Below are 25,825 nucleotides of genomic sequence, written 5' to 3'. Positions count from 1 at the left end.
GCTTCTGGCTCGATCGCTCACGTCATCACCGGCCGGTGCTCGGCTTGGGTCAACGTGGTGTCCGCCCAGGCCGCGGCGCGGGCCAGCACGCCTCGGATCGCCGCGGGGACCGTGGTGGCGTGTTCGAGCCATGGCTCTTGGCCGGTGTAACGGCCCAGGCGGCGGGCCCTGCGCAGGGCTTCGCGGTGGTCGGGGTCGAGCGCGGCGACGGCGCGGGAGAGCGAGTCGAGGTGGTCGACGACCGGCGGCGCGGCCGGGGCGGTGAACACGGGGGCGACGAGCAGCAGGCGGGCGTCCTGGGGTCCGGCGGCAAGCGCGTGGCCGAGGACGTCGAGGGTGTGCGCGGTGGCCAGTCGGGGGGCGAGGTGGACGACTGCGTCCGCCGTGACGCCGGGCAGCGGGCCGGGTGTCGCCAGCACGAGCAGCTCCCGCCTGCCGTCGGCGAACTGCTGCAGCACCCGGGCCCTTCGGTCGGCGTCGACGGGCACCGGCTCCGCCCACCAGGTGGCCGGCCGACCGGACTCCCGGGGCCCCGGTGCGGTGCCGAAGCCGGTGAGCGCGTCGGCGGCGGCCGGGGGGCTGGAGCACAGCAGCAGGATCCGGCGCAGCCTGTACCGCACGGCGAGGTCGGCGAGCAGCAGGTGCAGGCTCTGCCGCGGGGTGCTGCCCCGGCGAGGTGGGGCGGCGGCGATCAGCCGGTGCGGGCGGCAGGCTCCGGCGGCGGCCAGGTGACGGGGCGTGGCGCGCAGCAGCACCGGGTGGGGGACGTGCTCGGTGAGCTGGGTGCGGCGCAGCCGGTCCGCGGTGGCCGCGTCCTCGATCGCGCTCACCGTCAGCCGGGACCACGCCGGGATCCGCCCGGTGTGCGCGTGCCCGCTGCCGGGGGTGAGGGGGTTGAGGTCGACGAGCAGGTCCCACACGCCGACCCCGGCGCAGCGTTCGTGCGCCTGGGCGAGGGCAGCGGCCCCGGCGGGGGTGGCGACGGCGATCAGCGGTCGGCGGTCGGCGAGTTGGCGGGGGGCGCTGTCGGCGCCGACGGACAGCGGCGCCCCGACGCGCAGCGCGCGTACGGCGGGCCGGGTGCGGTCGGCGGTGTCCAGCACCGCGACCACCGGCACGCCCTGGGGCCCGGTGGCCCGCCACCGGGCCGCGGTGTGGGCCCACTCCGCGTCGCCGGAGGCCACGACCAGCACCCGGCCGGGGCGGGTGGCCGCGACGACGGCTTCGACCAGGTGCTGCTGCCCGGGGTGAGGGACGACGGCCAGGGCCCGGCCGCGCCCCAGCTCCTTCAGCAGCGCCGACGCCTCCTGGCCGTCTGCCCAGGCGGGGAGGGTTGCGTCGGCCGGCGGTTCGGCGGCGGGGCGGACGTCGTCGGCGGTGACGATGCCGGCCAGGGCCCCTACGGCGGCGGCCTGGTGGCGGCGCTGCACCCCGAGGGTCTCCATGAGCTGCGCGATCCGCTCACGGGCCGCCGGGAGGGAGATCCCGAGGACCAGCGCGAGGCGGGCGGTGCTCGGCCCGGCGGCCAGCAGCCGCAGCAGCACCCTGGCGTGCGCGTCGAGGACCTCGGCGCGTTCGAGCGCCCCTCGGCGGGCGCCGATGTCCGCGCGCCGGACGTGCCCGGCCAGGGCGTAGAGGACCACCAGCCCGGTGCGGTGCACCCCGTGGCGGTCGTAGAGCTCGAACGGGGTGAGGAGGGAGGGGTGCTGGCCGACCGAGCGCAGCCGGGCCGCGCCGGCGAGGCGCCGTACCAGAAGGACGGAGGGATCGTCGGCGGGCAGGCCTGCCAGGTCGAGCGGGGTGCCCGCCCCGGCCGGGTGCAGGGTGGCGGCGGTGCGGGCGGGCGGCGCGGGCGCGAGCCGGGCGGCAGTCACCACCGCTCCTCCCGGTCGGCGTCCGACGCGCACGGCGGTGCGACTGTCCGGCTGGTGGCCCGGTCCGGCCGACCGACGCGAACCGGCACCACCCAGTCTCCCCAGACGCCCCGGTCCTCGGCGTCCACCGTGGTGTCGGGGGGGAACTCGTGGACCCCCCGGGCGGGGAGGTGGGCGGCGAGGAGCAGGCCCAGCTCCTGCACCAGGAGGGTCGGCGTCGGGCTGGCCCGTGCCAGAAGTTCGAACAGGGCCTTCGCTTCGGCCTGCTGGCGCCGGTCGTCGCGGCGCCGAAGCCAGACGTCCAGCAGGACGGGGTACCCGTCGTAGGCGTTGACCTCCTGCGGCGGCGGGTCCTGCTCGGCGAACTCGTTGGCCTCGACGTGGCACCTGACCTCGACCTCGGGCCCGGGGGAGGAGCTGCTGAGCACGAGCGAGACCCGCTGCGGGCGGGAGTGCTCCGGGTCCACCCGGGCGCCGACGGCGCGGGCGATCTCCCGGGCGGCTTCGGCGAGCGGACGGTGGTCGGCGACGAACACGAAGTCCTGCTGGGACATTCAGGAACACCTTTCGGCGGGGCGGGGTGCGAGGACGGGGCCGGCTGTCCAGGGCTGTGGTGCGCGCGCCAGGAGCGTGCGGAGCCGCCGCTGGGCCTGCGGCCGCGTCACCATCGGGTGCGCGCGCTCTGCTCGCTGGCGGCCGGGCCGGCGGGCTTGTGGAGCACGCCGCCGTAGTACTGGCAGGCGCCGGAGTGCCGGTTCCGGCGCCGGGACAGCTCGTCGCAGCGCCAGTCGCGGACGTCGACGAGGCCCGGGGCGATGATCTGCAGACCGAGGTGGCGCCGGAGGCGGTCAACGGCCTCGTCGATCTCCCACCGCTCGCGCACGCGTCCCCATCGCCAGTTCGTCTGGTCCTTCATGATCGCCGTGACGTCCGCGCGCAGGCGCGGGTCGTCGGACACGAGGTGGCTGAGCAGTACGAAGCTGCCCGGGGGGATGCGCTGCGCGGTGCGGTGCAGGACCTGCCAGGGGAGGTAGGTGTCGGGCAGGCACTCCAGGCTCGCGCTGAGCAGCACCGCGAGCGGCTCGCCGGGACGGATCAGGTCTTGGACGTCCGGGTGGCCGAAGAGGGTGTCGGTGTCGGTCAGGTCCACAGCGAGCAGCACCGTCCGATCGTCGTCGTCGAAGGCCAGGCCCTGGATGCGCACGATCGGGTCGGTGTCGGTGTAGACGACGCGGCAGCGCGGGTCGACGGCCTGCGCGATCTCGTGGACGGTGCGGCCAGCACTCGGGGGCAGGGGCAGGCCGCATCCCAGGTCGAGGAACTGCCGGACGCCGTGGCCGGCGGCCAGGGCGTGGACGGCGCGTTCGAGGAACGCGCGGGCGCCGAGGGCGAGCACGGCGGCGTCCGGCAGGCGCTCGGCGAGGATCTCCACCGCGGCGCGGTCAGCGTCGAAGTGGCGCCGGCCGCCCAGCAGGACGCTCTGCATGCGCGCACTGCTGGCGATGGAGATGTCGGTCTCGTCGCGGGGATGGAACGTCACGGGAGCTGTCCTCGGGTCGGGGATGTGCGGGTCGTACGGCGGGCTGGGGCAGGGGGGCACCGGGGTTCGGGCAGCGGTCCGGTCGCGGCGCGGCGCACCAGCCGCAGGGTGTCCTGGGCGGACAGCGCCCGCTGCGTGCGGTAGTCGAGATCGCCGGGGAGCGCCGGCTCGTAGAGGACGGCCCCCGCCGCCCAACTGGCGGCCAGGACGGTGCCGTCGAGGTCGAGCAGATTCAGGCAGTTCAGCACCGGCTGGCTGGGCCGCGCGCAGCGCAGCTCCAGCGCGGTGTCGGCCGCGAGGTGGGCGAGGTGGCCCAGCTGCCCGGTGTGCTCCTCGATGTGGCTGAGCTCCCGGACCGTCCGCTCGTTGATGACGATCGTCACCTGCGCCCCGGCGCGGCCGAGACGCTCCAAGAACGCCTCGGCGCGGGCGGTGGCGACCCGGCCGCGCCACTCCCGCTCGTGCTCGGGCCGGGCATCTGTCCGCAGTAGCCACCGGCGCAGCAGCGCACACAGCAGGCACTGAGCCGGGGAGACGTCGGGGACCGGTCCCCAGCCGGGCACCGCAGGCGCGCTCTCGCCGGCTTCGAGCAGGCGCTTGACCGAGCGGCGCTCCCGGTGCAGCCACGTCCGCATCCGGTCGGTGAGCACCGGCAGGTCGTGGATGCTCGGAGTGGTGATCAGCACGCTGTCGGCCGACTCCTCCAGCACCTGGTAGCGGTGATCGGCACCGGGGCCGGTGTCGCTCAGCCAGCCGTAGCCGGGGGCAGTGGTGACCGCGTGCAACCACGCCTTCAGCTCCTTGTCGCCCGGGGCGTAGGCGTGCGCAATCACCTCGAGGTCTCCGCCCTTGATCGCCTCGTGAAGCGCGCTGCCCCGGACGCTCTCCAGCTTCCCGGGGTCGAGGCGGGGCGGCAGCGCCGGCCGCAGGTGGGGGCCGGTGGCGCGCAGGTGGGCCAGGTACGGGCCCAGGACCTGCTGTAGCAGGCCGGGCGGCACATCGGTGAGGTGGGACACGGGTCAGACCTCCTGGGCAGGACGGGGCTGAAGGGGATGGCGCTCGTACGGACGCCAAGGCGCGCTCGCGTTTCGGGCGCGCTCACCGCGCAGCACGGGACGGTGGCGCCTGGTTCCCGGGCGCCTCACCACGGGCGGGGCAGGGCCTGCGCGGCTCCGCGGCGCAGCATGAGGAGGCTGCCGTCGCAGGGAAGCGCCGCGCCCAGGTGCGGGTCGAAGTCGTCCTGTCGGGCGGGCGTGTAGGTGACGCCGCGTCCTCCGTGGACGGTCAGCAGGGCCATGCCGTCGACGACGACCAGCACCTGGGAGACCATCAGCTGCGCAGGTGTCTGGAACGGCAGCACCCGTACGCTCAACGCTCCCCGCTGGGCCAGGTCGAGGAGGTGGCGCAGTTGCCCGGGGCCGGCCTCGGCCCGGCTCAGCTCCACCACGGCCCACTCCGAGATCAGCAGCGTCACCGCGTCGGCGCCGGGCTGCCGGGGGCGCTGGAGAAGGACGGCGGCCCGGGCCCGGCCCGCGTGCGCCTCCCACTCCCAGACCTGCTCGTCGTGGAGCGGGGCGTCCAGCAGCGGGCCCCGGTAGAGCTCGCACAGCGCGCAGTCCTGCCCGGACAGGCCCTGCACCGGCTTCTGTCGGGCACCGAGCCGCCGCGGTTCACCGGCCAGGGCCCGGCGGCGCACACCCGGCGGGGCCATGGCCTCCCGCATCCCGGCGCTGAACAGCGCGGACGGCAGTCCGCCCGCGAGGGACGCGGTGAACAGCACCCGCTGCGCGCGCTGCTCCAGCAGTTGGTAGCGGTGTGCGTAGCCGGGTCCGCTGTCGTCGGCGTACTGCCGCGGGTCGCCGCCGGTGGGCCGCAGGCAGTGCTGCCAGTCGTCGGCTTCGCGCTGCCTGGCGCCGTACGCCCAGGCCAGGGCCGGGCCTTGGCCGTTGCCGAGCAGCCCGCGCAGGGCCGTGCCGTGCCCGGCCTCCATGGCCTCCAGGTCGCCGCTGGTCACCGCGAGCCATCTCGCGGCCCGCTCGGCGACCTGGTCGAGCGTGTACTGCCGGCTCTCGCGCAGGTGGAGCAGGTGCAGGCCCAGCACCAGCTCCATCGGGCCGGCGCTCCTGGCGTCTCCTGTGGTGATCATGGTGTTCCAACTCGTCGTCGGCGGGGCGGGGTCAAGGTCACCGGCTGTCTCCGGGGCCGTCCGGGAGGCGCTCCTGGTGCAGCCGGATCGCCTCGTCGACCAGCCGGACGCCGGCGTCGTGGCCGACGGCGTGCCGGGCCAGGCGGCGCAGAGCCTCCTGGTGGGGGACGGTGTCGGCGGTGCTGGTCAGGTAGAACGCACTGGTGCCGCTCTCCAGGCAGACCACGTCGTCGGGGCCGGGCGGCCCGAAGACCAGGCGGGTGATCGCCGTCGGCGGCACGGTGAGAGCGCCGGCGGCCGGGACGATCCGCACGTCGACACCCCGGGCGGCGAAGTGCCGCAGGTGCATCAACTGCTCGACCATCACCTCCGCTGCGCCGACGGGCCGGTGCAGGACGCTCTCGTCCAGCAGCACGGTCGTCCCGCCGGGTTCTTGGGCCATGAGGCCGGCCCGGCGCGCGCGCTGGCGCACGTACCCGCTCCGCTGCGGCTCCGGGAGGAGCAGGGCGTCGGCGAGCGCCCTCGCGTAGCGACCGGTCTGCAGCGGGGGCGGCAGGACGACGCCCGCCCAGTGCTCGGCCCGGGTGGCAGCGGCGGTGAAGAGGGTGAGCCGGCGCTGCCAGCCGGGCTCGACGTCGAGGTGGGCGTCCGCGTCCGGTCCGGCCCGCACCATCGTCATCCAGATGACGGCGTCGGCGCGCGTGGCCTCGTCGGCCTTGTAGGCGCTGAGGAGGTCGCTCACGTCCTGGGGCAGGGGCCGGCGCCGACCGCGTTCCAGGCTGCTGAGCTTCGATGTGCTCGCGCGGCACAGCGGTGCCGCCTGGGCCAGCGTCAGACCTCGCCGCTCTCGCAGTTCCCGCAGCAGCGCTCCCAGAACCCACGCCGCGGCCACGGGCCCGGTCCAGCGCGGTTGGCCGTCGGCGGGATCTCGATCCGTACTTGCCCCGCCGCCGGGCATCGGGCTGCCGGCCCCGGCGGCAGGAGAGGAGGGCGGCAGCGGGCGGGCGGCGGCGCTCACCGCTTCGGCTCCCGGCGGTGGGCTGCTTCTGGGACGGCGGCTGCAGCCGGTCGCCCCGGGCCCGCGACGGCTCCGGGCGCCCCGGTGCTCTCGCCGCGGCCCGGATCGGGCGGGCACCCGTTTGCGGGGGTGGTCGCCGGTTCGGGCAGTGCCACGCCGAAAGCCTTCTGCACCGCGGCGCGACGCGACGGCGTGAGTGTGCCCTGCCGGGCGTATCGGAGGACGCTGTTGTACCACTGCCCCAGGTGCTTGCCGCGGAAGTGCGCCTTCGTCGAGATGGTGGCCTTGCCGGTCTCCTTGAGGTAGGCGGTACCGAGGTCGATCCAGTCGGCGAACGCCTCCTCGCGCTTGATCTCCTGCGTGCTGACGAAGGTGACGCCGAGGTCGGTGAACCGCTTGCGCCGGGCGGCTGGCAGGGTGCCTGCCAGGGCGGCGTCGCGGATCTCGTTGAACCAGGCACCTACCTTCACGCCGTCGATGAGGTGGTCTTCCGGCATGTGCGTCTTGCCGGTGGTCTCGACATGTCGGGCGAAGAGGAGCATGTTCTCCTCGAACCGCGCCTCATGGACGTTGGGGACGAAGCCGATCTTCGCCAGTTGTTCGCGCCTCTCCTTGGAGTAACCCGGGTAGCGGCTGCGCAGGCTGTTCATCAGGGCGGAGATGTCCCGGCCCTGGAACTCGGTGCCCTTGACGGGCACGAGGTGGTGGTGCTGGGCGTGGAAGGCGATGAGGTAGTTGAGGGTCTCCTTCCACGCCTGCTCGTACTTGTTCCACACCACGCCGCGTTCGCCTAGCCACTCGCGCAGCGTCGAGGGGAGCGCGCGCTGGCGCCCGCGGATGTTCTCCAGCCACCGGCCGGCGTGCACTCCGGCCGGGCTCACCCAGTCAGCGGGGACGGTGGCGAGGGTGCCGTTCTCGGCCCAGTAGGCGTCGAGAGCTTCGAGGTGGTGCTCGCGGTCGCTGGCGGTGGAGGCCAGGACCTGCACCGTGATTGCGTCGACCAGCCGGGCGGGAACGTCATGGCCGACCACAGCGATCTGCTGGGGCAGCCTGCCTGGCCCCGTTGGATGGTGGGGGGCGTGACGGGCGGTGCGAAGGCGCTTGAGGTCCTTGGCCATCCGGTCGTCGGTCGCGGCCAGTGCGAGGACGGCTGAGACGGTCTCGGCGTAGCCGTCGGTGGCGTCGGTCATCGCCGTGACGATGAAGGCAGCGCGCTTGCGGGGGTTGGAGGGGTCGAGGCGGATGGCACGGCCCAGGATCTGGATCAGCTCGACCACGGAGTGACGGGGATCCAGGATCGCGACGCCGTCGACCTCGGGGACGTTCCAGCCGGTGGTGAGCATCTTGGAGTTGGTCAGGACCGCGAGCCCGTCCGGGTCGCCCTTGCGGAAGCGGTTGACGATCCGCTCGCGTGCGGCCGGCGGCTGGGCGCCGCTGACGTGTCCGGTCCACAGCGAGGCCGGTCGTTCGCGGGCGGGCAGCCAGTTCTGCGCGGCCGTCAGGACCCGCGTGAAGCGCCTCGCTTCGCGGATTGTGGAGTGGTATGTCACGATCTTGCGGCTGCCGGAGGTATGGGCGGCGCGCAGCAGGGCTGCGGCCTTCGCGAACGTCGCGGCCTCGACGTCGTCGTCCCCCAGCGGGAGGTGCGCTCTGCTGGCGACGATGTCCCGCAGTTCGCGGTCACCGATTGCGGCGATCAGGAGGTGGTAGTCGGTGATCAGCCCTTGGCCGACCGCATCGTCGAACAGCAGGTTGTAGGCGATCGGGCCGACCTGCTCGGGGCGGTCGAGGCTGATCGCGTTGTCGTCGTCGCTGGGGACGGCCTTGAGGGTTGCCGTCATCGAGATGCGCTTGCCGGCCGGCAGCAGCGCCTCGTCGTGGAAGTCGGACCACGTGGTGGTGCCGACCGTCCGGTGGGCCTCGTCGCCGACCGCGACGTGGGTGGGTGGCATGCCGTGCGCCCGGTGGGCGTCGATGACCTTGGGCAGGCTCTGGTAGGTGACCAGGATCGTTGTCCGGCGCCCGCCGGCCACCAGGCGGGCGATCTCGGCCGGGTCGGTGGTGATCCACGCGCCCCACCCCCTGATGCGGGCTTGCTCCTTGAGGACCTCTCGCCTGCCGCACACCGCCACGATGTCCCCCAGCCACTCCCGGCCGCACGTACCGATCCACTCCTCGACGGTCTGGGCGAGGACATCGACGGTGTGGGCGGCCAGCAGCAGCCGGCCCCCCAGGGGCGGCATCAGGAGGTCGGCGATGGCCGCGGCCTCCCGGGTCTTCCCGGTGCCGCAGGGCTGGGTGACGACGAAGCGGTCATGGTCGGCTGCGGTACGCAGGGACGCGGCCACCGCGACCCTCTGGTGCGGGCGTAACCCGAACAGGTCGAATCGGGCGATCGTCGGCGCGTCGAGCTCGGCCAGCAGCCGCTCCCTCTCCTCGAGTGCCGGCACACCGGACGGTGCGCGGCTTGGAGGCGGCGGTGCAACGGCGATCGTGTCCGGCAGGCCGGGCGGTGCCACGGAATCCGGCTGCGAGGTCGCCGGGCCGCATAGGGCGTCGCGGACGGGGGAGGTCAGGGCAGGCATGGGTCTCTCTGGATCTTCGGACAGTTCAGGAGGCGGTGGTGCCGGATGGCTCGCCCGGGCCTGGCGGCAGTGCGGTCGGCGCGCGCCGGCCGGGCTCGGGAGAGGCGGCGGCGATGCGGGTGATCGTGCCGAGCAGGGCGCCGCGCGGGGGCCCGGCGGGTCTGTAGGTGGTGCTGTGCTCGTGTTTCGGGGCCTTGACGGGTTCCGGGGAGCCGGTGAGGGCGTCGCCCAGGACGCCGGCCAGCTGGTCGAGGGTGCGCAGGCGGCCCCAGTTCCCGTCGAGGCCCTGGGCCATGGCGGTGTCGATCCGGGCGGCGAGGGCGGGGTCGTCGGTGCTCAGCTGCCCGAGGGCCAGGTAGCCGCCGGCGGGCAGCAGGCGGGCGAGGTCGTCGAGGAGCCGGGCGAGGACGTGGTCGGGGACGGCTTCGGCCGCCGGGCACAGCACCGCGGTGGGCAGGGCCGCATCGAGCAGCGCGGCGGCGGCCGGGTGCTCCAGGATGCCGCTGATGCCGTCGGCGAGGCCGGCGTGGACGACGGCTTCCTGCTCGGATTCGGCCCGGAAGCAGCGGGCGGCGTGGAAGGCGAAGACGTCGGCGTCCGCGTAGAGGGTGCGGCAGTTCGGGGCGAGGCTGTGGGCGATCTGGTGGGTGTTGTGGCCTCTGTCTCGGGGGTAGCCGGCATCCGCGTGGACGATCTGCCGGATGCCGTGCTCCTTCACCAGGGTGGTGACGGCACCGCGGATGAACCACTCGGCGTCCAGGGCCAGCATCGGTGCGTCGGGCAGCAGGCCGATCAGCGTCCGGGCGACCCGGCGGCAGGGCCGGTTGGCCTCGTGCCCGCCGCCCAGGTGGTCGAGGACCCCGCCCCAGGTCGCCACCAAGGGCGGGGACCCGTAGGGCGTCACCGGTCGATCACCTTCGTCTTGCGGTCCATCACCGCGGCCAGGCCCGCGCCGCTCAGGACGCTCTCCAGCGGGAGGTGGTCGGAGCAGCCGGCGAAGGCAGCGTCGCGCAGAACCGTGGAGCCCACCAGGACCGCGGGGTCGGCGAGTTCGGCCGAGGCGAGGTGCCAGTCGATCGGGCCCGGCCCGCCGGGGGGTAGGTGCTCGGCGGGGAAGCGCTGGGTGGCCGCGTCCCGGTCGTGGCCGGTGGTCGGGCCGTCGTCGGCGCCCTCCAGGTCGAGCCGGGCGGCCTGGTGCTGAAGGTGCGCCAGGCCTCGGCGGACGAGGACGGCGTAGGGGCGGGTGTCGGGCACGAAGGTCACGGTGCCGTCCGGCGCGGTGACGACCACCGCCCGCCCGAGCGCGTGCTGGAGGTCGCGCACCCCGGCGAGCGACAGCGGAGCGCCTTCGACGGTCCAGCTGTTGAAGTCGCCTGCGATCAGAGTGAGTTCGCCGTCGCGGACGGCGGCGGCCGCGATCCACGTCGCCTCGTCCAGGCGCAGCTGCGCGGACCAGTAGGCGAGGTGGACGCACAGCAGGGTCAGGGTGCGGCGGCTGAGGTGGCCGCCGGGCAGGCACAGGCGCACCTTGAGGCCGGCGGGCACCAGCCACGGGCCGAGCCACTGCACGCGCCAGCGCCCCCGGCCCCGCTCGGGCACCAGCGCCCCCGCCGGATCGAGGAGGATCACGTTGCGGTGGCGGCGGCGGAAGTCCCGTGAGGTCAGCCACCACTTGGCCGGGGCCGGGTAGGCCCGCATGCCGAGCTCGCGGGCGATGCGCCGGTGCAGCCGGGGCGGCACCTCGTTGAGCATCAGTACGTCCGGGCGGCCGTGCTGGACGAAGTGCCGGCGCAGCGCGGCGAGGATCGCGTCGAGCCGTCTGGCCTTCTGGAGGTTCCAGCTGAGCACCGTCACCGTGCCGGGTGGCGTGGTTGTCGTCATCAGGGGTCCGTCCTGGGTGCGATGGGTCGGCGGCGGGCAGGGGCCGCTCCGCCCGGCGGTGCCGGGCGCAGCGCGCTGACCTTCACCACGGCGGAATACCGGCAGCGATCTCGGTGACGGGCTGCCGGGCAGGGTCGGAGGGAAGGCCGAGCGCCGCGGCCGCGCGGCGCACCGTCTCGATCTCGACCGGGTCGACCGGACCGTGGACCAGCTCGGCGGCCTGGCGCGGTGTCATCAGCAGCCGTACCGTGCCGTCCTGGGCAGGCGGCGGGATCGCCGCGGTGAGGGGGGCGAGGAACCGCAGGTCGAAGGTGCCGCTGGTGTCGGTGTGGTGGCCGATCACGCGCGGGACGGTGACCAGGGCCAGGCCGCAGACCGCCCGGTCGAACACCTCCTGCGCCCCGGCACCGCCAGTGGGAGCGCCGGGCAGGTGGGTGGCGCGGCTGGCGGGGTGGTGGTCGACCAGCACGCGGCCGTCAGGCCACAGCAGCCACGCCCGTACCTGCCGCACCTCGGCGTCTGTCCCGGGCGGCCCGGGCCGCCACAGGCCGGGGCCGGACTCGGGGCGCTCCAGCAGGTGCAGGGGGTACCAGTCGAGAGTTCCAGGGCTGCGCGGCCGCCCGTACTCAAGCTCGGCGAAGCCGCCTTCGGTGCGGGCGGCCAGCGCCGCGCCGATCGCGGTTCCGCGCTGGGTGTGCACCGCCGCGCTCGGGTGCAGCAGCACCGGGGCGCGCAGGTTGCCGACGTCGGCGTCCAGCGCGGCCGCCTGGGCGTGGTTCAGCGGCGGGTGGTCGTAGATGTGGACGAGGACCGGGCCCGGGCCGTCCGGGCTCTCGCGCCAGTCCGCGGCCAGCAGCCGGCCCGGGGTGAAGGCGATCAGGCCGGTGGCCGCCGACGCGGCGCGCGAGGCGGCGGCGGTCGGCCTCTCGCCGCCTTCGGGTGCGGCGCCCGGCAGGTCGTACTGCGGCGGGTAGGGTCCGAGCGGGGTGAGCAGGATGCGTCCGTCCGGGGCGGTCAGCAGGAGCTGGGCCAGCACGGAGCCGGTGCCGGGCGGTGCGGGCAGGGGCGCATCGGCGGGCACGGCCCGGGTCGCGAGGGCTTTGCGGATGCGGGCGGTGGCGGGCGCGCCGGGGTCGAGGCTGTCGGCGTCGACCAGCCGCGGGCCGCTTCCGGCCGGATCGGCGGTGAGGGCGTGGACGTCCGCGGCGGTGAGCGGGCGGTGCCCGTAGATGCAGACCTGCACGAGCTCGGCGCCGGGCGGGCGCGGGAGGGAGCGCTCGGGCCAGTCCACGAGCAGCAGCGGGCCGGGTCCGGCATCGAGCCCGAGCCGGGCTGCGGCGAGGCGGGCGGTCTGCGCCGGGCTCTCGCCGGGCGGGACCGGCTCACCGGGCAGGGCGGTGTCCTGGCCGGATCCGGTGACGAGGATGCGTCCCCTGTCGTCGGTCAGCAGCACCTCGGCCCGCACCGGCATGGGCGGTTGCGCAGCACCCGGGTCTGCGGCCGGGGGGCAGTGCGGGGCGGCGGCGCGCGACGGGCGGGCGGACCTCACGAGGCACTCTCGTTCGCGGTGGCAGCAGCCTGGTGCGGCTGTCGGGCTGCGGCTGTCATTGGGCCTTCTTGGGGGAGAGGCGCTGGACAGGATCCGGGCGGGCCGGTCGGCGTGTCCTCGCTGGAGCCAGCCGGGGCCGGGGTGTGTCGGGCCTCCAGTTCGGCGAGCGTCAGGTCGGGGAAGCCGGGGCGGATGGCGGACAGGGGTACCCAGCCGGCGAGGACCGCCGCGTATCCGGCCTGGCCCGGGCTCTTGGCGCCCAGGCGCCTGCGGGCCGTGCGGCAGTACTGGATGACGGTCTCCTCTCTCACGTCCATCCGGGTCGCGCTCTGCGCGGCGGTGAGGCCTGCGATCGCATGCGCCAGGGCCTGGGTGCGGCGGTTGGAGGTTCGGGGCAGTTGGTTGGCGTTGATGTGGAGTTGGGCGGGGGTGAACAGCCGGTAGGCGGCGCTCAGCGCGCCGGCTTGGACGAGGTTCGCCGCGCCGAGAAGGCAGCACGCGCGCTCAGCGGCCGTCTTCCCAGCAGAGCGGGGCAGCCCGGGGGTTTCGAGGCGCGCGATCGTTGTGTCGGGCAGCAACGCGAAGCGCAGCTGGGCCAGCTCGTCGGTGCTCAGGTCCGGCGGGTCGGGCATGCGAGTGGTGCCGCCGTCGGCGGGGCCGGGCCGGCTGGCGCGGGTGTTCTGAGAGGACGTCATCAGGTTCTTTCGGGGGAGGGAGGGGGCGTGGTGCGGGTGCGCTGCCTGTGGCGGCCCGGCGGCTATCGCCGGGCCGCGCCGAGGTCACCGGGGCAGGGGGACGGGGTGGATTTCGGTGACGGGCTGCCGGGCTGGGTCGGGGGGAAGGCTGAGGGCGGCGGCCGCGCGGCGCACCGTCTCGGTCTCGCCCGGGTCGATCGGGTGGTGGACCAGCTCGGCGGCCTGGTGCGGTGTCATCAGCAGCCGGACAATGCCGCTCTCGGCGGGCAGTGGCCCCACTGCCTGCACGGGTCCGACGAGGCGCACGTCGTCGAAGCCGTCGCCGTGGTGGTGGCCGATCACGTACGGGGCGGTGTCCAGGACCAGCCCGGCCATCGTGCGGGCGCCTGTCTCCACCGGCGTCTCGCCGTGCAGCTGGCGGCTGGGCAGCTCGGTGGCGCCCGTCTCCGGGTGGTGGTGGACGACGACGCGGCCGTCGGATGCGAGCAGCCACATTCGCGCGCCGCGCACTCCCGCTCCTGGCTCCGGTTCTCCATGCTGCCACTGGGTCCGCCTCGGCGCGGGGCGCTCGCGCAGGTGTAGGAGGTAGCGGTCCAGGACTCCGGGGTGCCGTGGCACCCCGTCGACCAGTTCGGCGGTGCGGCCCTCGATCCGGGCAGCCAGCGCCGCGCCGATCGCGGCGCCGTGCAGCGTGCGCGCCGCGTCGCCTGGGCGCAGCGGGAGCGGGATCCGGGGGTTGCCGGCGTCTGCGGCCAGCGCCGCCGCCTGGCCGCCGGTGAGCACCGGGTGGTCGTAGATGTGCACGAGGACCAATCCGTCCGCGCCCGCTCGCCAGTCGGTGGCCAGCAGCCGGCCCGGGTCGAGGCGGGCCAGGCCGGTGACGCTCTGGCCGGCGCGCGCCGCGGCGGCGTGCGGCGCTTCGCTGGGTCCGGGTTCCGCTCCCGGCAGGCCGTACTGGGGGTGGGCCCCGGCTGGGCTGATGACGATGCGTCCGTCCGGGCAGCTCAGCAGGAGCTGCGCCAGCACCGAGCAGCCGGCGCGCGGCGCGGGGACGAGCGTTGGGGCGCTGTGGGCGGCCTGGGCGTCGAGCGCGGTCAGGATCCGGCGGGTGGCGGGCGCGGCGGGGTCGAGGCCGGCGGGGTCGACCAGCCGCGGGCCGGTGGCCGCCGCCGCGCCGGTGAGGGTGGCCGTCTCGGCGTCGGTGAGCGGGCGGTGGCCGTAGACGCAGACCTGCGGGGGGACGGTGCCGGGCGGGGGTGCGGGGTCGGGCCAGTCGCTGAACAGCAGTCGGCCGACCGCGGTGCCGAGCCCGATCTTGTCGAGGACCAGTTGGGCGGCCTGCGTTGGCGGTTCGCCGGGCGGGACGGGCCCGCCCGGAAGCGCGGTGTGGGGACCGGTGCCGGTGACGACGACGTGCCCGTAGGCGGTGGTCAGCAGCACCTCGGCCCGCACCGGCATGGGCGTGGCAGCCTGCGGGTCCGCGGCCGGGGGGCCGGGCCGGGAGGCTGCGCGCGGCGCACGGGTAGCGCTCACGCGGCGCTCACCGCCTCGCCGGTCGCGGCGGGCTGGGCGGAGCGCTGCACGGGAAGGGCGACCAAGCGGTCGGCGTCGTCCCTGTCGGCGTCGAGGCGGTCGAGGGCGAGGGCCGCGAAGATCAGCGCCCACAGGCTGAAGCCCTGCGGCAGATTCCCCGTCAGGCGGCGGCGCTTGGCGTCCCACATCTCGCTGATCACGCCCATCGGGGTGCGGATCGTCAGCAGCCGCTCGAACAGCTCCCGGGCCTCGTCGCCGCGGCGCAGGTACGCCAGCGCCTCGACCAGGTGGTACGAGCAGGCCAAGAAGCTGCCTTCGTCGTCGGTCAGGCCGTCGACGGCACCGGTGGGGTCGGGCAGGTAGCGGCGTACGAAGCCGGCTTCGTCGACGAGTTGGTGCTGGATCGCCTCGATGGTGGCGACCAAGCGCTCGTCGGTGGGCGGCAGGAAACCGGTGCGGGCCATCAACAGCACCGCGGCGTCCAGCTCGGTGCCGCCGTAGTACTGGGTGAACGCGCCGGCCGGTCCGGCGGCCGGGTTCCAGGCGTTGGCGCAGATGTCGGCGTGGATCAGGTCGCGCTCGGCGGCCCAGCGGGTGGCGGTGGCCTCGGCGACGACCGGCTGGCCGGCCGCCGCGCGGCGGTGCGCCCACTCGCCCAGCAGCCGCAGGCCCTGCCAGCACATCAGCTTGCTGTGCGTGAAGTGGCGCTGCGGGCCGCGGACCTCCCAGATCCCGGCGTCCGGGGTGCGCCACACGCGGATGATCTGCTCGCCGAGTTCGGCCATGAGCTGGTCGGCGGCGGGGTCCGGGGCGAGTCCGGCGCTCTCGGCGCTGATCAGCGCCTCCAGCACCTCGCCCCACACGTCGTGCTGGATCTGCTCGGCGGCGCCGTTGCCCCGGCGCACGGGCTGGGAGTTCTCGTAGCCGGGCAGCCAGGGCATCTCGGTTTCGGTCAGCGTCCGGGAGCCGTCCATCCGGGACATGATCGTCATGCGCCGGACGTCGCCGGCCACCGCGCGCAGCAGCCACGTCCGCCAGCGGGCGGCCTCGCGCAGCTGCCCGAGGCGGACCAGGGCGCGGATCGTCTCGGCCGCGTCGCGCAGCCAGCTCGCCGCGTAGCACCAGTTGCGGCCACCGCCGATCTCCTCGGGCAGGCTGCTGGTCAGCGCCGCCGCGACGGAGCCCGAGACGGTGCACAGCATCCGCAGCAGGGCGGCGGAGCGGCGCACCGGCTCCTGCCAGGCGCCGGTGTAGTTCAGTCGCTCGGCCCACAGCTGCGCGTCGCGGCGGGTGGCGGCCAGGTCGGCGTGCGGGGACGGCGCGCCGAAGGCCGCGGCGGGCCAGGTGCCGGTGACGGTCAGCGTCAGCGCCACCTGGCGGCCGACGGGCAGTTCGGCCTGGGCCGTCCACCGGCCGTACGCGTCCTGCCGGTGCTCGAGGCCGTCGAGGGTGAGGGTGACGGGCCCGGAGGACAGGCTCAGCGCGCTCTGGCCGCCCGGGCGTTGGAGTATCTCGGCGAACCCGGGCAGCCGGCCGTCCTCGAAGCGGGGCGCGAAGACGGAGGCGAGGGTGACGGTGCCGGTCAGGCACTCGACGATCTGGTGCAGCCGGCTCGGGGCCGTGTTGTACGGGGTGCGCGGCGGCATGAACGTGGTGATCCGCACCGTGCCGGTGGGGGTGGTCCACTCCTGGTGGACGATCCCGCTGGCGTCCTGCGGCTTCCCGTCCCAGTAGGTGATGTCGGCGCGCTGGGCACCGGCCGGCGCGAGGTGCCAGAAGCCGTGGTCGCCGGTGCCCAGCAGCTCCGCGAAGTGCAGCGGTCCGCCGAACTGCCCGGCGCCGTACACGACGCGGCCGGAGGTGGACAGCATGACGGACGTCTGGCCGTCGGCCAGTGGGACCAGGTCTTCCAGGGGGACGGACTGGTAGCCGGCAGCGGCGCAAGCCGCGACGGCGGTGGTGTCGGGGGTGGCGGTGGCGGTGGCGGTGGGCACGGTGGTTCCGTTCGGTGGGTGGGGCGGAGGGATCAGGCCGACTCGGCCTGCGCGGCGGCCTGTGCGGCGCTGGCCAGTGCGGCGCGGTGGAGCCGCAGGTGCTCGCGGGCGGCTGCCGCGGGCGGAGCGTTTCGCAGGGCGTGGTCGAGCTGCCGGGTGAGGGCCTCGGCGCCGCCGTGCGGGCCGGCCCGGTAGAGAACACCGCGGTCGGTGACCTCCGCGATCAGGGTCTCGGCGCCCGGCCCGGGGAGGGTGAGTTCGAAGATGTCGACACCCGGCAGGTCGTACTCGGCCACGAGCCGCAGGTCGACACCACGGCCGGACAGTGCCAGCAGGTGCTCGAGCTGCTCGTCGAGGCCGGGGACGGCGGCGGCGCGGGCGAAGACGTGGCCGGCCAGCAGAACAGTCCACTGCTGGTCCGCGAGTCGGGCGGGGACCACCGGGGTGGTCAGCAGCCGGTGGTCGTCGGCGGTCAGGCCGCTGTAGTCGAGGGCCGCGGCCGCCCCGTACCGGTGGGTGCGCAGGCCGAAGGGGACCCAGGTGGTCGCGGTGGCGCGGACGCGGTCGGCCTGCCACAGCATCAGGTGCAGGCGGCGCAGCCACCCGGCGTACAGGTCGGGCAGCACGTCGAGCCGCTCGCCGGCGGCGGCGACGCGGTGGGCAAGGGCGGGCACCGCGCAGCGCTCGGCATCGTCGGTGCCGTAGACGTCCAGCAGGGCCGCGGCGTGCCAGGGGTCGATCGGCGCGTGGCCGGCTTCGACGGCGAACAGGTCGCGGACCCTGAGCCCGGTGGCGCGGGCGGCGGCCGCGAGGCGGACCTCGGCGGTGCGGCGCTCGGTGGACAGCAGCGTGCCCACGACCAAGGCGCCGACGTCGTACGGCCCGGCCCTCTCGCCGTACTCAAGACGGCCGGCGTCCGGTAGCGGCCGCAGTGCCTCAGCTGCCATCGGGCACCTCCCCGGCGGCGGGCCCGGCCTGGTAGCAGACGCCCTGGTGGCACTCGCCCCGCTCGCAGTACGCCTCCTGGCGGTGGGTCAGGGCGAGGGGCAGCACGACGCCCGCAAGGAGGACGAGCACCTGCGCGCCGGCCGCCACCCACGGCCCCCGGCTCAGATCGATCACCGCTTTGAAGTCGATGCCGAGAGCGACGGCGGCCAGCAGAAGCAGCAGCCCGGGCGTGCGGGGGCTGCGGTGGGAGAGCTCGGTGCCGCCTGTTCCGGGTGCGGGCCGGTTCACGGCGCCTCCCCCTGGGAGGCACTGCCCAGCAGTGCGGTCAGGCGCTGTGCGAGGTTCTGGGCGAGGCGGGGGGCGTGCGGAGCGACGAGGAGGATCTGGTCGCGGCCGGGGCGGGTGGCAAGGCCGGCGAGCAGGCGGGCGATGTCCGGTTCGCACGAGCCGGTCCGCATGATCGTCAGGGCGGACATGGGCAGCCGGGCGTCGACGGCGGCCTGCCCGGCGGCGTACTGCACGAGGTCGTCGACGGCGGGCCGCAGCACGACACGGTCGGCGCCGGCCAGGGCCCGGCCGAGGCTCTGCGCGTCGGCTTCGTCCGTGGGTACGTCGGCGACGACGATGACCTGCCCGCCGCGGGCTTCCCCTTGCAGGGTGCTGATGTCCTTGGCGATATCGCCGGGCCGCCAGGCGAGGCTGGACAGGACCTGCGGGACGGTGTCCGCCGCCGGGTCGCTCCACACGGTCAGGTAGCCGCTGACGCGGGAGTGTTCGCTGAGCCCGGCGCACAGGTTCTTGAGCCGGGCGCCCGCTTCGATGCCGGCCGCGAAGACCGCGGCGGACACGTAGGCGCTGTCCTCGCCCGGCACCTGTAGGTGCCAGCGATGGGAGAACCCGTTGACCTTGACCCGTACCGCTGTCCCGCCGCGCCGGGGCGCGGCCTCGAGGAAGGCGATGTCGTGGTCCCTCTCGTCATAACCGACGCTCACCAGCCCGGGGTGGCCCTCCAAGAACAGCCGTTCCCGCAGCTCGATACTTGCGGCGTCCACCTCGCACACGACGACTCGACCGGAGCGCCGGGCCAGCGGCATCAGGTCCTCGAACGCCTGGAGGTCGACTTCTTCGCCCATGCCCGTGACCAGCAGCACGTCCGGCACGACAGGGCCCAGGAGGGCCGCCGCGGGCAGTGCGGGTGCGGGCAGGGGGAGTGTGACGATCATCAGGCCGCTGCTGCCGGCGTGTCCGGCGGGCAGGCCGTCCGGGGGGACTTCCACGATCCAGGACGGGTCGAGGTGCGCCAGGGCGCCGACGGCCAGCGCGCCTCCCAGCAGCGTCGTGTCCGTCCCGGTGACGACCAGTGTGCGCTTCGCCCGGGCCGCCAGCAGCGCCGCCGCGGTGCTGTAGGTGAGGACCGGGAGGCCCAGTTCCTCGGCCCGCCCGCGCAGCCCCTGGTAGTGGCCGGTGGCGGCGTCGGGTACGACGAGGCTCGTGTGGTGCGCGGCGAGCGGCACCGCAGGCGCGGCGCCGTCGCCGTCCGGTTCGGCGGTGGGGAAGGCGGGTGGCCGCCCGGAGCCGGTCAGGTAGTGGGCGAGGCCGGCCATCAGCGGGTCCGCGGCGCCGCCCAGGTACGCGCGCTCCAGCAGGTCCGCCGCAACGGCCCGCAGGTCGGCGACCAACTGGCGTCCGCGCAGTGGCGCTTGCCGCCCCAGGACCAGGACCGCGTCGCCCGGGACGCCGCCGTGGGGGTCGCCGGTGCCGATCCCGAGGTCGCGCAGGGCCTCGCTCAGCGCGGGCCCGTACGGCTCCCGCTCCACTTCGACGATGCTCAGCGCGTCCTCGGGCAGGCCGTCCGCCAGGGCCGCGTCGGCGACCGCGCGGCGCAGACCCCGGTCGCGGGGCTCTCCGGCCAGGACGAGGTGGCTGGCCACGGCCAGGGCGCGGCCCAGATCCCGGGCCCGGCCGTCGTAGCCGGCCACGTCGACGACCGCGACGACCCGGCCGTCCACCAGGTCGAGGACGTCCTCCAGATCGCCGGTGACGTCGTCGGTGTGCTGGGCGAGGGAGGACAGCACCGCCACCCCCGGAAGGCCCCGGCCGCCGACGGTGCACACGCTCAGGTAGCCGTCGATGCCCGGACTGCGGCCGATCCCGGCCGCGATCTCCCCAGCCTGGGCACCGAATTCCAGGCACGTGGCGAAGACCGCGGCGGCGGTGAGCGCGCTGCGCCGTCCCGGGACCGCCAGCTCGAAGGGGTGGACGGCGCCGCCGGTGGCCACGGCCGCCCGGGTCGTGCCGCTCCCGCGTGCCGCCGTGGCCAAGTACACGGTGCTGTGGCGGTCGCGGCCGGCGGTGACCACCCGAGGGTGGTTTCGGGCGCTGAGGCGGGCGGCGAAGGCGCGGGCTCCGGTGTCCCAGTCGCAGACCACCACGCACCGGGCCCGGTGGGCGAGGGGCAGCAGGGCCGCGATGTCGTCTTCCAGGTCGTGGGTATCGAGGTCGTCGCCCAGGCCGGTGACGAGCAGGACGGTGGGCGCGTACGGCACCCGGTCGGCGGGGTCGGGCACGGGCATCTCGGCGATCAGCAGGCTCCCGCTGCCCATGTGCCCGCTCTCCAGCCCCTTCGGGGGCGTTCGAAGATCCCAGGACGGATCGAGGTGCCGGAGCGCGCCGACGGTCAGCGCCGCGGCCAACTGCGTGGAGCGGCGGCCGGTGACCACGACGCTCTTCGCAGCGCCGGCCATCAGGCGCGCCACCGCCTCACGGTGAGGGAGGGGGGCCGCCCGCCGGTGCGCGCCGGCCTCCGGATGAACGCGAGCTGCGGCCGGCGGGAGGCCGGTCTGCTCGACGGCGGGCGGCTTAGGCATCGGCGTCGCCCCGCACGGCGCGGACGGCGGCGAGACGGGCCTCCACTTCGACCCGGGTGACCGGGTCGAAGCCGTGCGCGTCCAGCGCTCTCTCCAGCCGGTCGGCCTCCAGCGCGGTGGCGCCCTGCTCGCGCGCGATGTCCGCCATCCACAGGTGGCAGCGCGCGACCCACCCCCTTGCCCTGCACTCCTCGGCCTCGGCGAGCGCCATGAGCAGGGCGCTCTGCGCCAGTTCGAACTGTCCGTCACCGGCCAGGACCCGGCCCTTGTTGGCGAGCGCGCCCGCCGCGTTCAGGGCGTCGCCCTCGGCGAGCAGGTCGATCCGGGCGGCGTCGAGCAGTTCCAGCGCCTCGGCGTGCTCGCCGCGCGCGGCGGCGCACCGGGCGAGCAGCAGCCGGGTCAGGGCGCAGCCGCGCACGTCGCCGAGCGCCGTGCGCAGCTCCAGGGCCTCGGTGAGGTAGGGCTCGGCCTCGTCGCGGCGGCCGGTGCGCTCCAGGGTGCTGCCGATGGCGTTCGAGTTCTGCGCGCGCGCCCGGTCGTCGCCGATCTCGGCCGCCAGCTGTTGCGAGGCGCGGAACTTGGCGATCGCGTCCTCAAAGCGGCCCACACCGCGCAGTGCGACACCGTGGTTGTTGAGGATCTCGAGGTGGGCCAGCGGGTTGCCGCTGATGCGGGCGGCCCGTTCGGCAATGGCGAGGGCGGCCAGCCACTGCCGGTAGTCGCGGTGGTGGTGCCACAGCGGCCACAGGGCGTGCACCAGCTGCCACTGCAGGTCGGTGTGGTCGTGCTCGACGGCGGCGGCCAGCGCGGTCTCGACCTGGCCGTCGGCCCACTCCAGCCAGGCGTGCGCAGCGTTCTCGTCGGTGATCGGGTCCGCCAGGCTGGCCGGATCGACCAGCTGGAACGTCCTGGTCAGATCGGTGCGGTGGTGGGGGGTCAGGATCCGCTCGACCTGGCCGGCGTAGGCGAGGATCGCTTCCAGCGCGCGCCGCACCTGCTCGGCCCGCAGCGCGGGGCGGTCCAGGTCGATGGCCAGGTCCGCCGCGGCGCCCCGGCTCTCCGGGCCCGGAACCAGGCCGGTCCACCGCTCGCCGGGTTCCCCGATGAGCAGCCCGGCCGCCCGCAGTTCGGCGATGCTCTCTCGCACCCGGGCGGCGTCGGCGTCCAGCACGGCCGCCATCACGCCGGTGTCGAACTGGGTGAGCGGAATCGTCCCGGCCGCGCGCAGTAGGTCGCGGGCCGGGGAGGAGACCAGTGAGTAGCTGGCGTCGAAATGCACGGTGATCACGTCCATGTCTATGGCGCGGGAGGGGAGTTGGGATCCGCCGTGGGCGGGTGGCGCGGAGGGGGGCGCCTGCGGCCGCAGGGCGGCCAGGCGCAGCGGCAGCGGTTTGCCGCCGCAGTCGGCCGCGACGCGTTGAAGGCCGGCCTCGCCGCCGAGCCGGCCGCCGGCCAGGTGGCGCAGGAGTTCGACGGCCGCGGGTTCCGGCAGCGGCCCCAGCTGGTGGTGGACGGCGCCGTCCAGGACCAGATCGGCCAGCAGGGCGCGACTGGTGACCACCGCGGTGCCGGCGGCGGGCAGCAGCGGGCGGACCTGGTGGGCGCTGTCCGCGTTGTCGAGCAGGACGGCCACCGTCCCGTCGGCGGTGGCCGAGCGCCACTGGGCGACGGAGTCCTCCAGGTCGAGCCAGGGACCGGGGCGGCCGAGCGCGCGCAGCCAGCGGGCCAGCACCGCTTCGGGCCGGGCGGGGCCACCGATGCTGCCGGCGTGCAGGTCAGCGGCCAGGATCGCGTCCGCCGGGGCGCTGCGCTCGCGCAGGATCCGCTCGGCGAGGGCCGTCTTGCCGATACCGCCGGGACCGACGATCAGCACCACCGGGTAGACATGGCGATCCAGGACGTCCCGGATCAGGGCCTCATCCCTCGTCCGGTCGACGAACGGCACTACCGGACGGGCGAGCTGGCGTGGCGTCGGCGCCGCGAGCGCCGGAAGCGGGGCGTGGAGGTGCAGGGTGTGGATCGCGCCCGCCTGCACCGCCGTGCCCACGTAGGCGCCGCCGCTGACGGTGTTGCGGGTCGCCTCGCTCACCGGGCCGTCTCCCGCCCCGCGCCGCGTACCTCCGGGCGGCGGCGCGCGGCGCTGCCCGACCCGTTCCGCTGCCCCGGGCCGTCGGCGACCTGTGCCGCGAGGTGCGGCCGGGCGGTGGTGGGGGCGATCGCCAGCGCACGGGCCATCGCGGCGCCCTCCGGCGGCACCGTCACGTCCCCCGGGAGCGCGGCGCGCTGGAAGCGCACGGTGCCGGAGGGCGGGCGGGCCGCCGGGGCGGCCGTCAGGACGGGGGGCACGAGAAGCTCTCCAGGAAGAGGAAGGAGTCGGGCAGTGGCAGGGCTGTGTCAGGTCCAGTCGGGCAAGCCGCGACGGCTTGGCGGTGCGCAAGCAGCAGGCGGCGGCGCGGCGGGCGGCTTGTTGCCGAAGTGCTGCGCCTCGGGCAGCGGTGGCAGCGACTCCAGGACGACGGGGTGGCGCAGTTCCGCGATCAGCTGCTGGCCGACCATGAACTCGAGGCCGGGATCGTCGAGTTCGAGTTCTTCGAAGGACGGATGGGCGCCGGGGCGGTGCACGGTGCCGCGGATCGCGACGATCTCGACCTCCGGCACGGCCAGGACCAGGCAGTCGACGGCCAGGCGGCGGCAGTGCCGCTGTGCCTGGTGGGCGTGGCGCAGGCACAGCGGCGGGTTCGCGGTCCGGATGGCGGTGGCGACTGTGGCGCGCGGGCCCAGTTGGGCGGGGTCGGCGGGCAGCAGCCACAGCAGCCCGCGCGGTGTGCGGTGGGCGGGGCCGCCGCCGACCGAGCACCGGGTCCGCGCGTCCATGAGTTCGAGCTGACGTGCGGGGTGGTGCACCGTCCACCGCGGTGCGCCGGTCGGCGTGCCGCTCCACGTCTCCCACCGCACGCCGTCCACCGAGCGGAGGTCCGTGGCGCGGGGCGGGGCCGGCTCCGGTGGCTGCTCGCCCGTCCAGGCCAGGATCAGCGGGACCGGCAGTCCCTGGAAGTACACGGGGTCGGGACACTGCGGCGCGACGGCGGCCGGTGTGTGCGGGCCGGTCAGGGGCGGGGCGATCACTGCGGCCTCCGACACGGCGTCCAGGCGCCCGCCTCGCCCTTGCGGGCCGTGGCCGCGTAGGAGCGGGCGCCGCGCGCGGAAGCCGGCCCCGGCTGCGGGAGGGGTGCGAGTTCGGTGATGTGGGGGCTGTGGAGCTGCCAGCCCTCCAGCAGCGCGGCGAGGCCCGCGCGGGTGCGGGGGTGGTAGGCGATGCCGGCGCGGCGGTAGGCGAGCCGCACCTGCCGACCGATCTGCCCGTCGGCGTGCTCCAGCGTGTGGTGGCTGAGCGTCAGGACGCTGCCCGCGCCGACGAGGCGACGCAGCGCGGCGACGCCCTGGTGCGCCTGCTCGTCGGTCAGTTGCTCCAGCACGTTCGCGAGGATCAGGGCCACCGGCCGCTCCAGGTCCAAGGCGGGCAGGCTGCGCAGCGCGGGCGCCAGGGCGGCCGGCTCGGCCAAGTCGAGGTGGAGGTGGCCGATGGCGGCGGGGGCCGGGGCGGTGAGCAGCGCCCGGGCGTGGGCCAGCACGCTCAGGTCGGCGTCCGTGTACACGATCCGGGCGGCGGGCCGGTGGACGAGGGCGGCGGTGTGGAGCGCGTCGAAGGACGGCGCCGGGTAGCCGCATCCCAGGACCACGTACTGGTCGATGCCCTGCCGGGCGAGCGCGGCGACGCGGGAGGTCAAGAACACCTGGCTCGCGTGCGCCAGCGCCCGGATGCCCGCATCGGCGGCCGTGAGCTCCTGCGCCAAGGCGCGGTCCGGCGCGAAGTGGACGCCGCCGCCCAGCAGGTGGCCCTGCAGGCGCGCCCACCGCGCCCGGTCGTGCCCGAGGCCGGCGCACGGATGCGCGCTGCGGGCTGCCGCGTCGAGGGCAGCCAGGCTGGCCAGGCTCCACGGATGGCGCGCTTCGCCGCGCGCCGCGGATCCGCCAGGGGACGCGGCGGTGTCCGGCGGTGCGCCCTGCGCCGACGGCTTGGCCGGACGGTAGACCATGGCGGAGACGGAGGTGTCGGTCTGCAGGTCCCAGGGGCGGCGGGGCCAGCGCACGGTGTAGCCGGCCTCCTCCAGGGCCGATTGCACCAGGGAGATGCGCTCCTGCCAGTGCTCGGCCGCGCCCGCCGGCAGCGGCCCGGTCCCCTTGGGCCCGATGCGATGGAAAGTTTCGCAGGCCGCCCAGGTGACCTCGACGCAGGAGTCGGCGTGCGGAGGCCACAGGACCTGGCGCAGCGGGTGCGAGGAGCACATGCCGGTGCCGGGGCGGATAGGCCGCCGGCGATGCCCGAGGGCCCAGCGGTCCCATCCCAGGACCCCGGCGTCCGCCAGGACCGCTTCGATGTCCATGCACGGGTCCGGGTCCAACCCCCAGCCGTGGCGCTGGTAGTTCGGCGGGTTGGCCGTGCGGCCCGCCCACGCGTCAGGGTGGTTGAGGACCGGCGCATGGCCCGGAATCATCCGGTAGACCAGCAGTTTGGCGTCCCAGTGGGTCTGCGGGGACTGGGGCGGCCCGTTGCGCTCGACCACGTAGCCCAGCGATTCCAGGGCGTCGGCGGTGGCGGCGGTCCGTTTGCGCCAGAGGTCGTCGGCGCCCGCCGGCACCACGCCGGTCTTACCGTCGCGGCGCAGTTCCTCGGGGGGTGTCCAGCTCACCACCACGCACAGGTCGGTGCCGTCGGGCCATACTGCCGCGGGTACCCATTCGGCTTTGCAATCGCCTATGGCGGGGTCGACGGTGCACAGGGTCTCCCCCGACCACCTGGTGGGCCACGTGTTGCTCAGTCCCAGGGTGTGGAAGTGGTAGTCCACCAGCTGCAGGGGGTTCGCGTTCGGTGCGTGCGGGTCGTAGAGCGGCGCGCTTCGCACGTACGGCGTGCGGGGGTCGGGTGTGGTCATGCGCTCGCTCCGGCGAGGGCGCCGTCGCGGTGGGGGGCGGTGGTGCGCCCGTCGGGCAGCACCGCGCCGGTGTCCTCGAACAGCACGACACCGTTGCACAGCAGGCTCCAGCCCTGGTCGGGGTGGGAGCTGATCACGGCCGCGGCCTGGCGGGCCGGGTCGTCGGCCGAAGGGCAGTCGACCTTGTGCTGACACATGGGG

21 protein-coding genes are annotated in these 25,825 nt (G+C 75.3%); all 21 read right to left on the bottom strand.

Annotated features, from left to right (window positions below):
* Positions 1-17 precede the first annotated feature (17 nt).
* Positions 18-1,874: a hypothetical protein gene (locus tag ACIP60_RS24450; protein WP_400687734.1), complete on the bottom strand. Its 1,857-nt coding sequence runs from the start codon at positions 1,872-1,874 to the stop codon at positions 18-20.
* Positions 1,871-2,428: a hypothetical protein gene (locus ACIP60_RS24445; protein WP_400687732.1), complete on the bottom strand. Its 558-nt coding sequence runs from the start codon at positions 2,426-2,428 to the stop codon at positions 1,871-1,873. Before ACIP60_RS24445 ends, ACIP60_RS24450 begins: the two co-directional genes overlap by 4 nt.
* Before the next feature lie 107 nt (positions 2,429-2,535).
* Positions 2,536-3,414: an SAM-dependent methyltransferase gene (locus ACIP60_RS24440; protein ID WP_400687730.1), complete on the bottom strand. Its 879-nt coding sequence runs from the start codon at positions 3,412-3,414 to the stop codon at positions 2,536-2,538.
* The gene (locus ACIP60_RS24435) at positions 3,411-4,430 is read right to left on the bottom strand and encodes a hypothetical protein (RefSeq protein ID WP_400687728.1); all 1,020 of its coding nucleotides are present in this window, start codon (positions 4,428-4,430) and stop codon (positions 3,411-3,413) included. The genes ACIP60_RS24440 and ACIP60_RS24435 overlap by 4 nt, the downstream gene beginning before the upstream one ends.
* Positions 4,431-4,555: 125 nt before the next feature.
* Positions 4,556-5,560 carry a Scr1 family TA system antitoxin-like transcriptional regulator gene (locus ACIP60_RS24430; RefSeq protein ID WP_400687726.1) on the bottom strand — a complete coding sequence of 335 codons (1,005 nt, stop codon included), beginning with the start codon at positions 5,558-5,560 and terminating at the stop codon, positions 4,556-4,558.
* A 37-nt stretch (positions 5,561-5,597) separates the two neighbouring features.
* A complete protein-coding gene (locus tag ACIP60_RS24425; RefSeq protein ID WP_400688161.1) occupies positions 5,598-6,518 on the bottom strand; it encodes a Scr1 family TA system antitoxin-like transcriptional regulator in 921 nt (306 codons plus the stop codon).
* 56 nt (positions 6,519-6,574) lie between these two features.
* On the bottom strand, positions 6,575-9,028 hold the full coding sequence (locus ACIP60_RS24420; protein ID WP_400687724.1) for a Helicase associated domain protein: 2,454 nt from the start codon (positions 9,026-9,028) through the stop codon (positions 6,575-6,577).
* A gap of 160 nt (positions 9,029-9,188) precedes the next feature.
* Positions 9,189-10,067, bottom strand: coding sequence for an SAM-dependent methyltransferase (locus ACIP60_RS24415; RefSeq protein WP_400687722.1), 879 nt, complete (start codon positions 10,065-10,067; stop codon positions 9,189-9,191).
* Positions 10,064-11,044, bottom strand: a complete 981-nt coding sequence (locus ACIP60_RS24410; RefSeq protein WP_400687720.1) for an endonuclease/exonuclease/phosphatase family protein — start codon at positions 11,042-11,044, stop codon at positions 10,064-10,066. Before ACIP60_RS24410 ends, ACIP60_RS24415 begins: the two co-directional genes overlap by 4 nt.
* An 82-nt stretch (positions 11,045-11,126) precedes the next feature.
* Positions 11,127-12,515, bottom strand: a complete 1,389-nt coding sequence (locus ACIP60_RS24405) for a hypothetical protein (protein ID WP_400687718.1) — start codon at positions 12,513-12,515, stop codon at positions 11,127-11,129.
* 74 nt (positions 12,516-12,589) lie between these two features.
* Positions 12,590-13,288 carry a hypothetical protein gene (locus ACIP60_RS24400; protein WP_400687716.1) on the bottom strand — a complete coding sequence of 233 codons (699 nt, stop codon included), beginning with the start codon at positions 13,286-13,288 and terminating at the stop codon, positions 12,590-12,592.
* Between the two features lie 84 nt (positions 13,289-13,372).
* Positions 13,373-14,746, bottom strand: coding sequence for a hypothetical protein (locus tag ACIP60_RS24395; protein ID WP_400687714.1), 1,374 nt, complete (start codon positions 14,744-14,746; stop codon positions 13,373-13,375).
* 71 nt (positions 14,747-14,817) lie between these two features.
* Complete coding sequence (locus ACIP60_RS24390) at positions 14,818-16,815, bottom strand: glycoside hydrolase family 15 protein (protein ID WP_400687712.1); 1,998 nt, start codon at positions 16,813-16,815, stop codon at positions 14,818-14,820.
* Between the two features lie 32 nt (positions 16,816-16,847).
* Positions 16,848-17,762 (bottom strand): hypothetical protein, encoded by a 915-nt coding sequence (locus ACIP60_RS24385; RefSeq protein ID WP_400687710.1) that lies wholly within the window; start codon positions 17,760-17,762, stop codon positions 16,848-16,850.
* Positions 17,752-18,051 carry a hypothetical protein gene (locus tag ACIP60_RS24380; RefSeq protein ID WP_400687708.1) on the bottom strand — a complete coding sequence of 100 codons (300 nt, stop codon included), beginning with the start codon at positions 18,049-18,051 and terminating at the stop codon, positions 17,752-17,754. Before ACIP60_RS24380 ends, ACIP60_RS24385 begins: the two co-directional genes overlap by 11 nt.
* Positions 18,048-20,519 (bottom strand): hypothetical protein, encoded by a 2,472-nt coding sequence (locus tag ACIP60_RS24375; protein ID WP_400687706.1) that lies wholly within the window; start codon positions 20,517-20,519, stop codon positions 18,048-18,050. Before ACIP60_RS24375 ends, ACIP60_RS24380 begins: the two co-directional genes overlap by 4 nt.
* Before the next feature lie 103 nt (positions 20,520-20,622).
* Positions 20,623-22,719: a tetratricopeptide repeat protein gene (locus tag ACIP60_RS24370; RefSeq protein WP_400687704.1), complete on the bottom strand. Its 2,097-nt coding sequence runs from the start codon at positions 22,717-22,719 to the stop codon at positions 20,623-20,625.
* Entirely contained in the window at positions 22,716-22,976 is a 261-nt protein-coding gene (locus ACIP60_RS24365; protein ID WP_400687702.1) for a hypothetical protein, read from the bottom strand. The genes ACIP60_RS24370 and ACIP60_RS24365 overlap by 4 nt, the downstream gene beginning before the upstream one ends.
* 48 nt (positions 22,977-23,024) lie before the next feature.
* Positions 23,025-23,756 carry a hypothetical protein gene (locus ACIP60_RS24360; protein WP_400687700.1) on the bottom strand — a complete coding sequence of 244 codons (732 nt, stop codon included), beginning with the start codon at positions 23,754-23,756 and terminating at the stop codon, positions 23,025-23,027.
* Positions 23,753-25,624 (bottom strand): SAM-dependent methyltransferase, encoded by a 1,872-nt coding sequence (locus ACIP60_RS24355; RefSeq protein ID WP_400687698.1) that lies wholly within the window; start codon positions 25,622-25,624, stop codon positions 23,753-23,755. The genes ACIP60_RS24360 and ACIP60_RS24355 overlap by 4 nt, the downstream gene beginning before the upstream one ends.
* Positions 25,621-25,821 (bottom strand): DUF5999 family protein, encoded by a 201-nt coding sequence (locus tag ACIP60_RS24350; RefSeq protein ID WP_400687696.1) that lies wholly within the window; start codon positions 25,819-25,821, stop codon positions 25,621-25,623. Before ACIP60_RS24350 ends, ACIP60_RS24355 begins: the two co-directional genes overlap by 4 nt.
* Positions 25,822-25,825: the final 4 nt, after the last annotated feature.

This window comes from Kitasatospora sp. NPDC088783 (assembly GCF_044750705.1).
Classification (GTDB): Bacteria; Actinomycetota; Actinomycetes; order Streptomycetales; family Streptomycetaceae; genus Kitasatospora; species Kitasatospora fiedleri.
The sequence above is the reverse complement of the archived record's forward strand: the minus strand, read 5'-3'. Positions and strand labels throughout refer to the sequence as shown.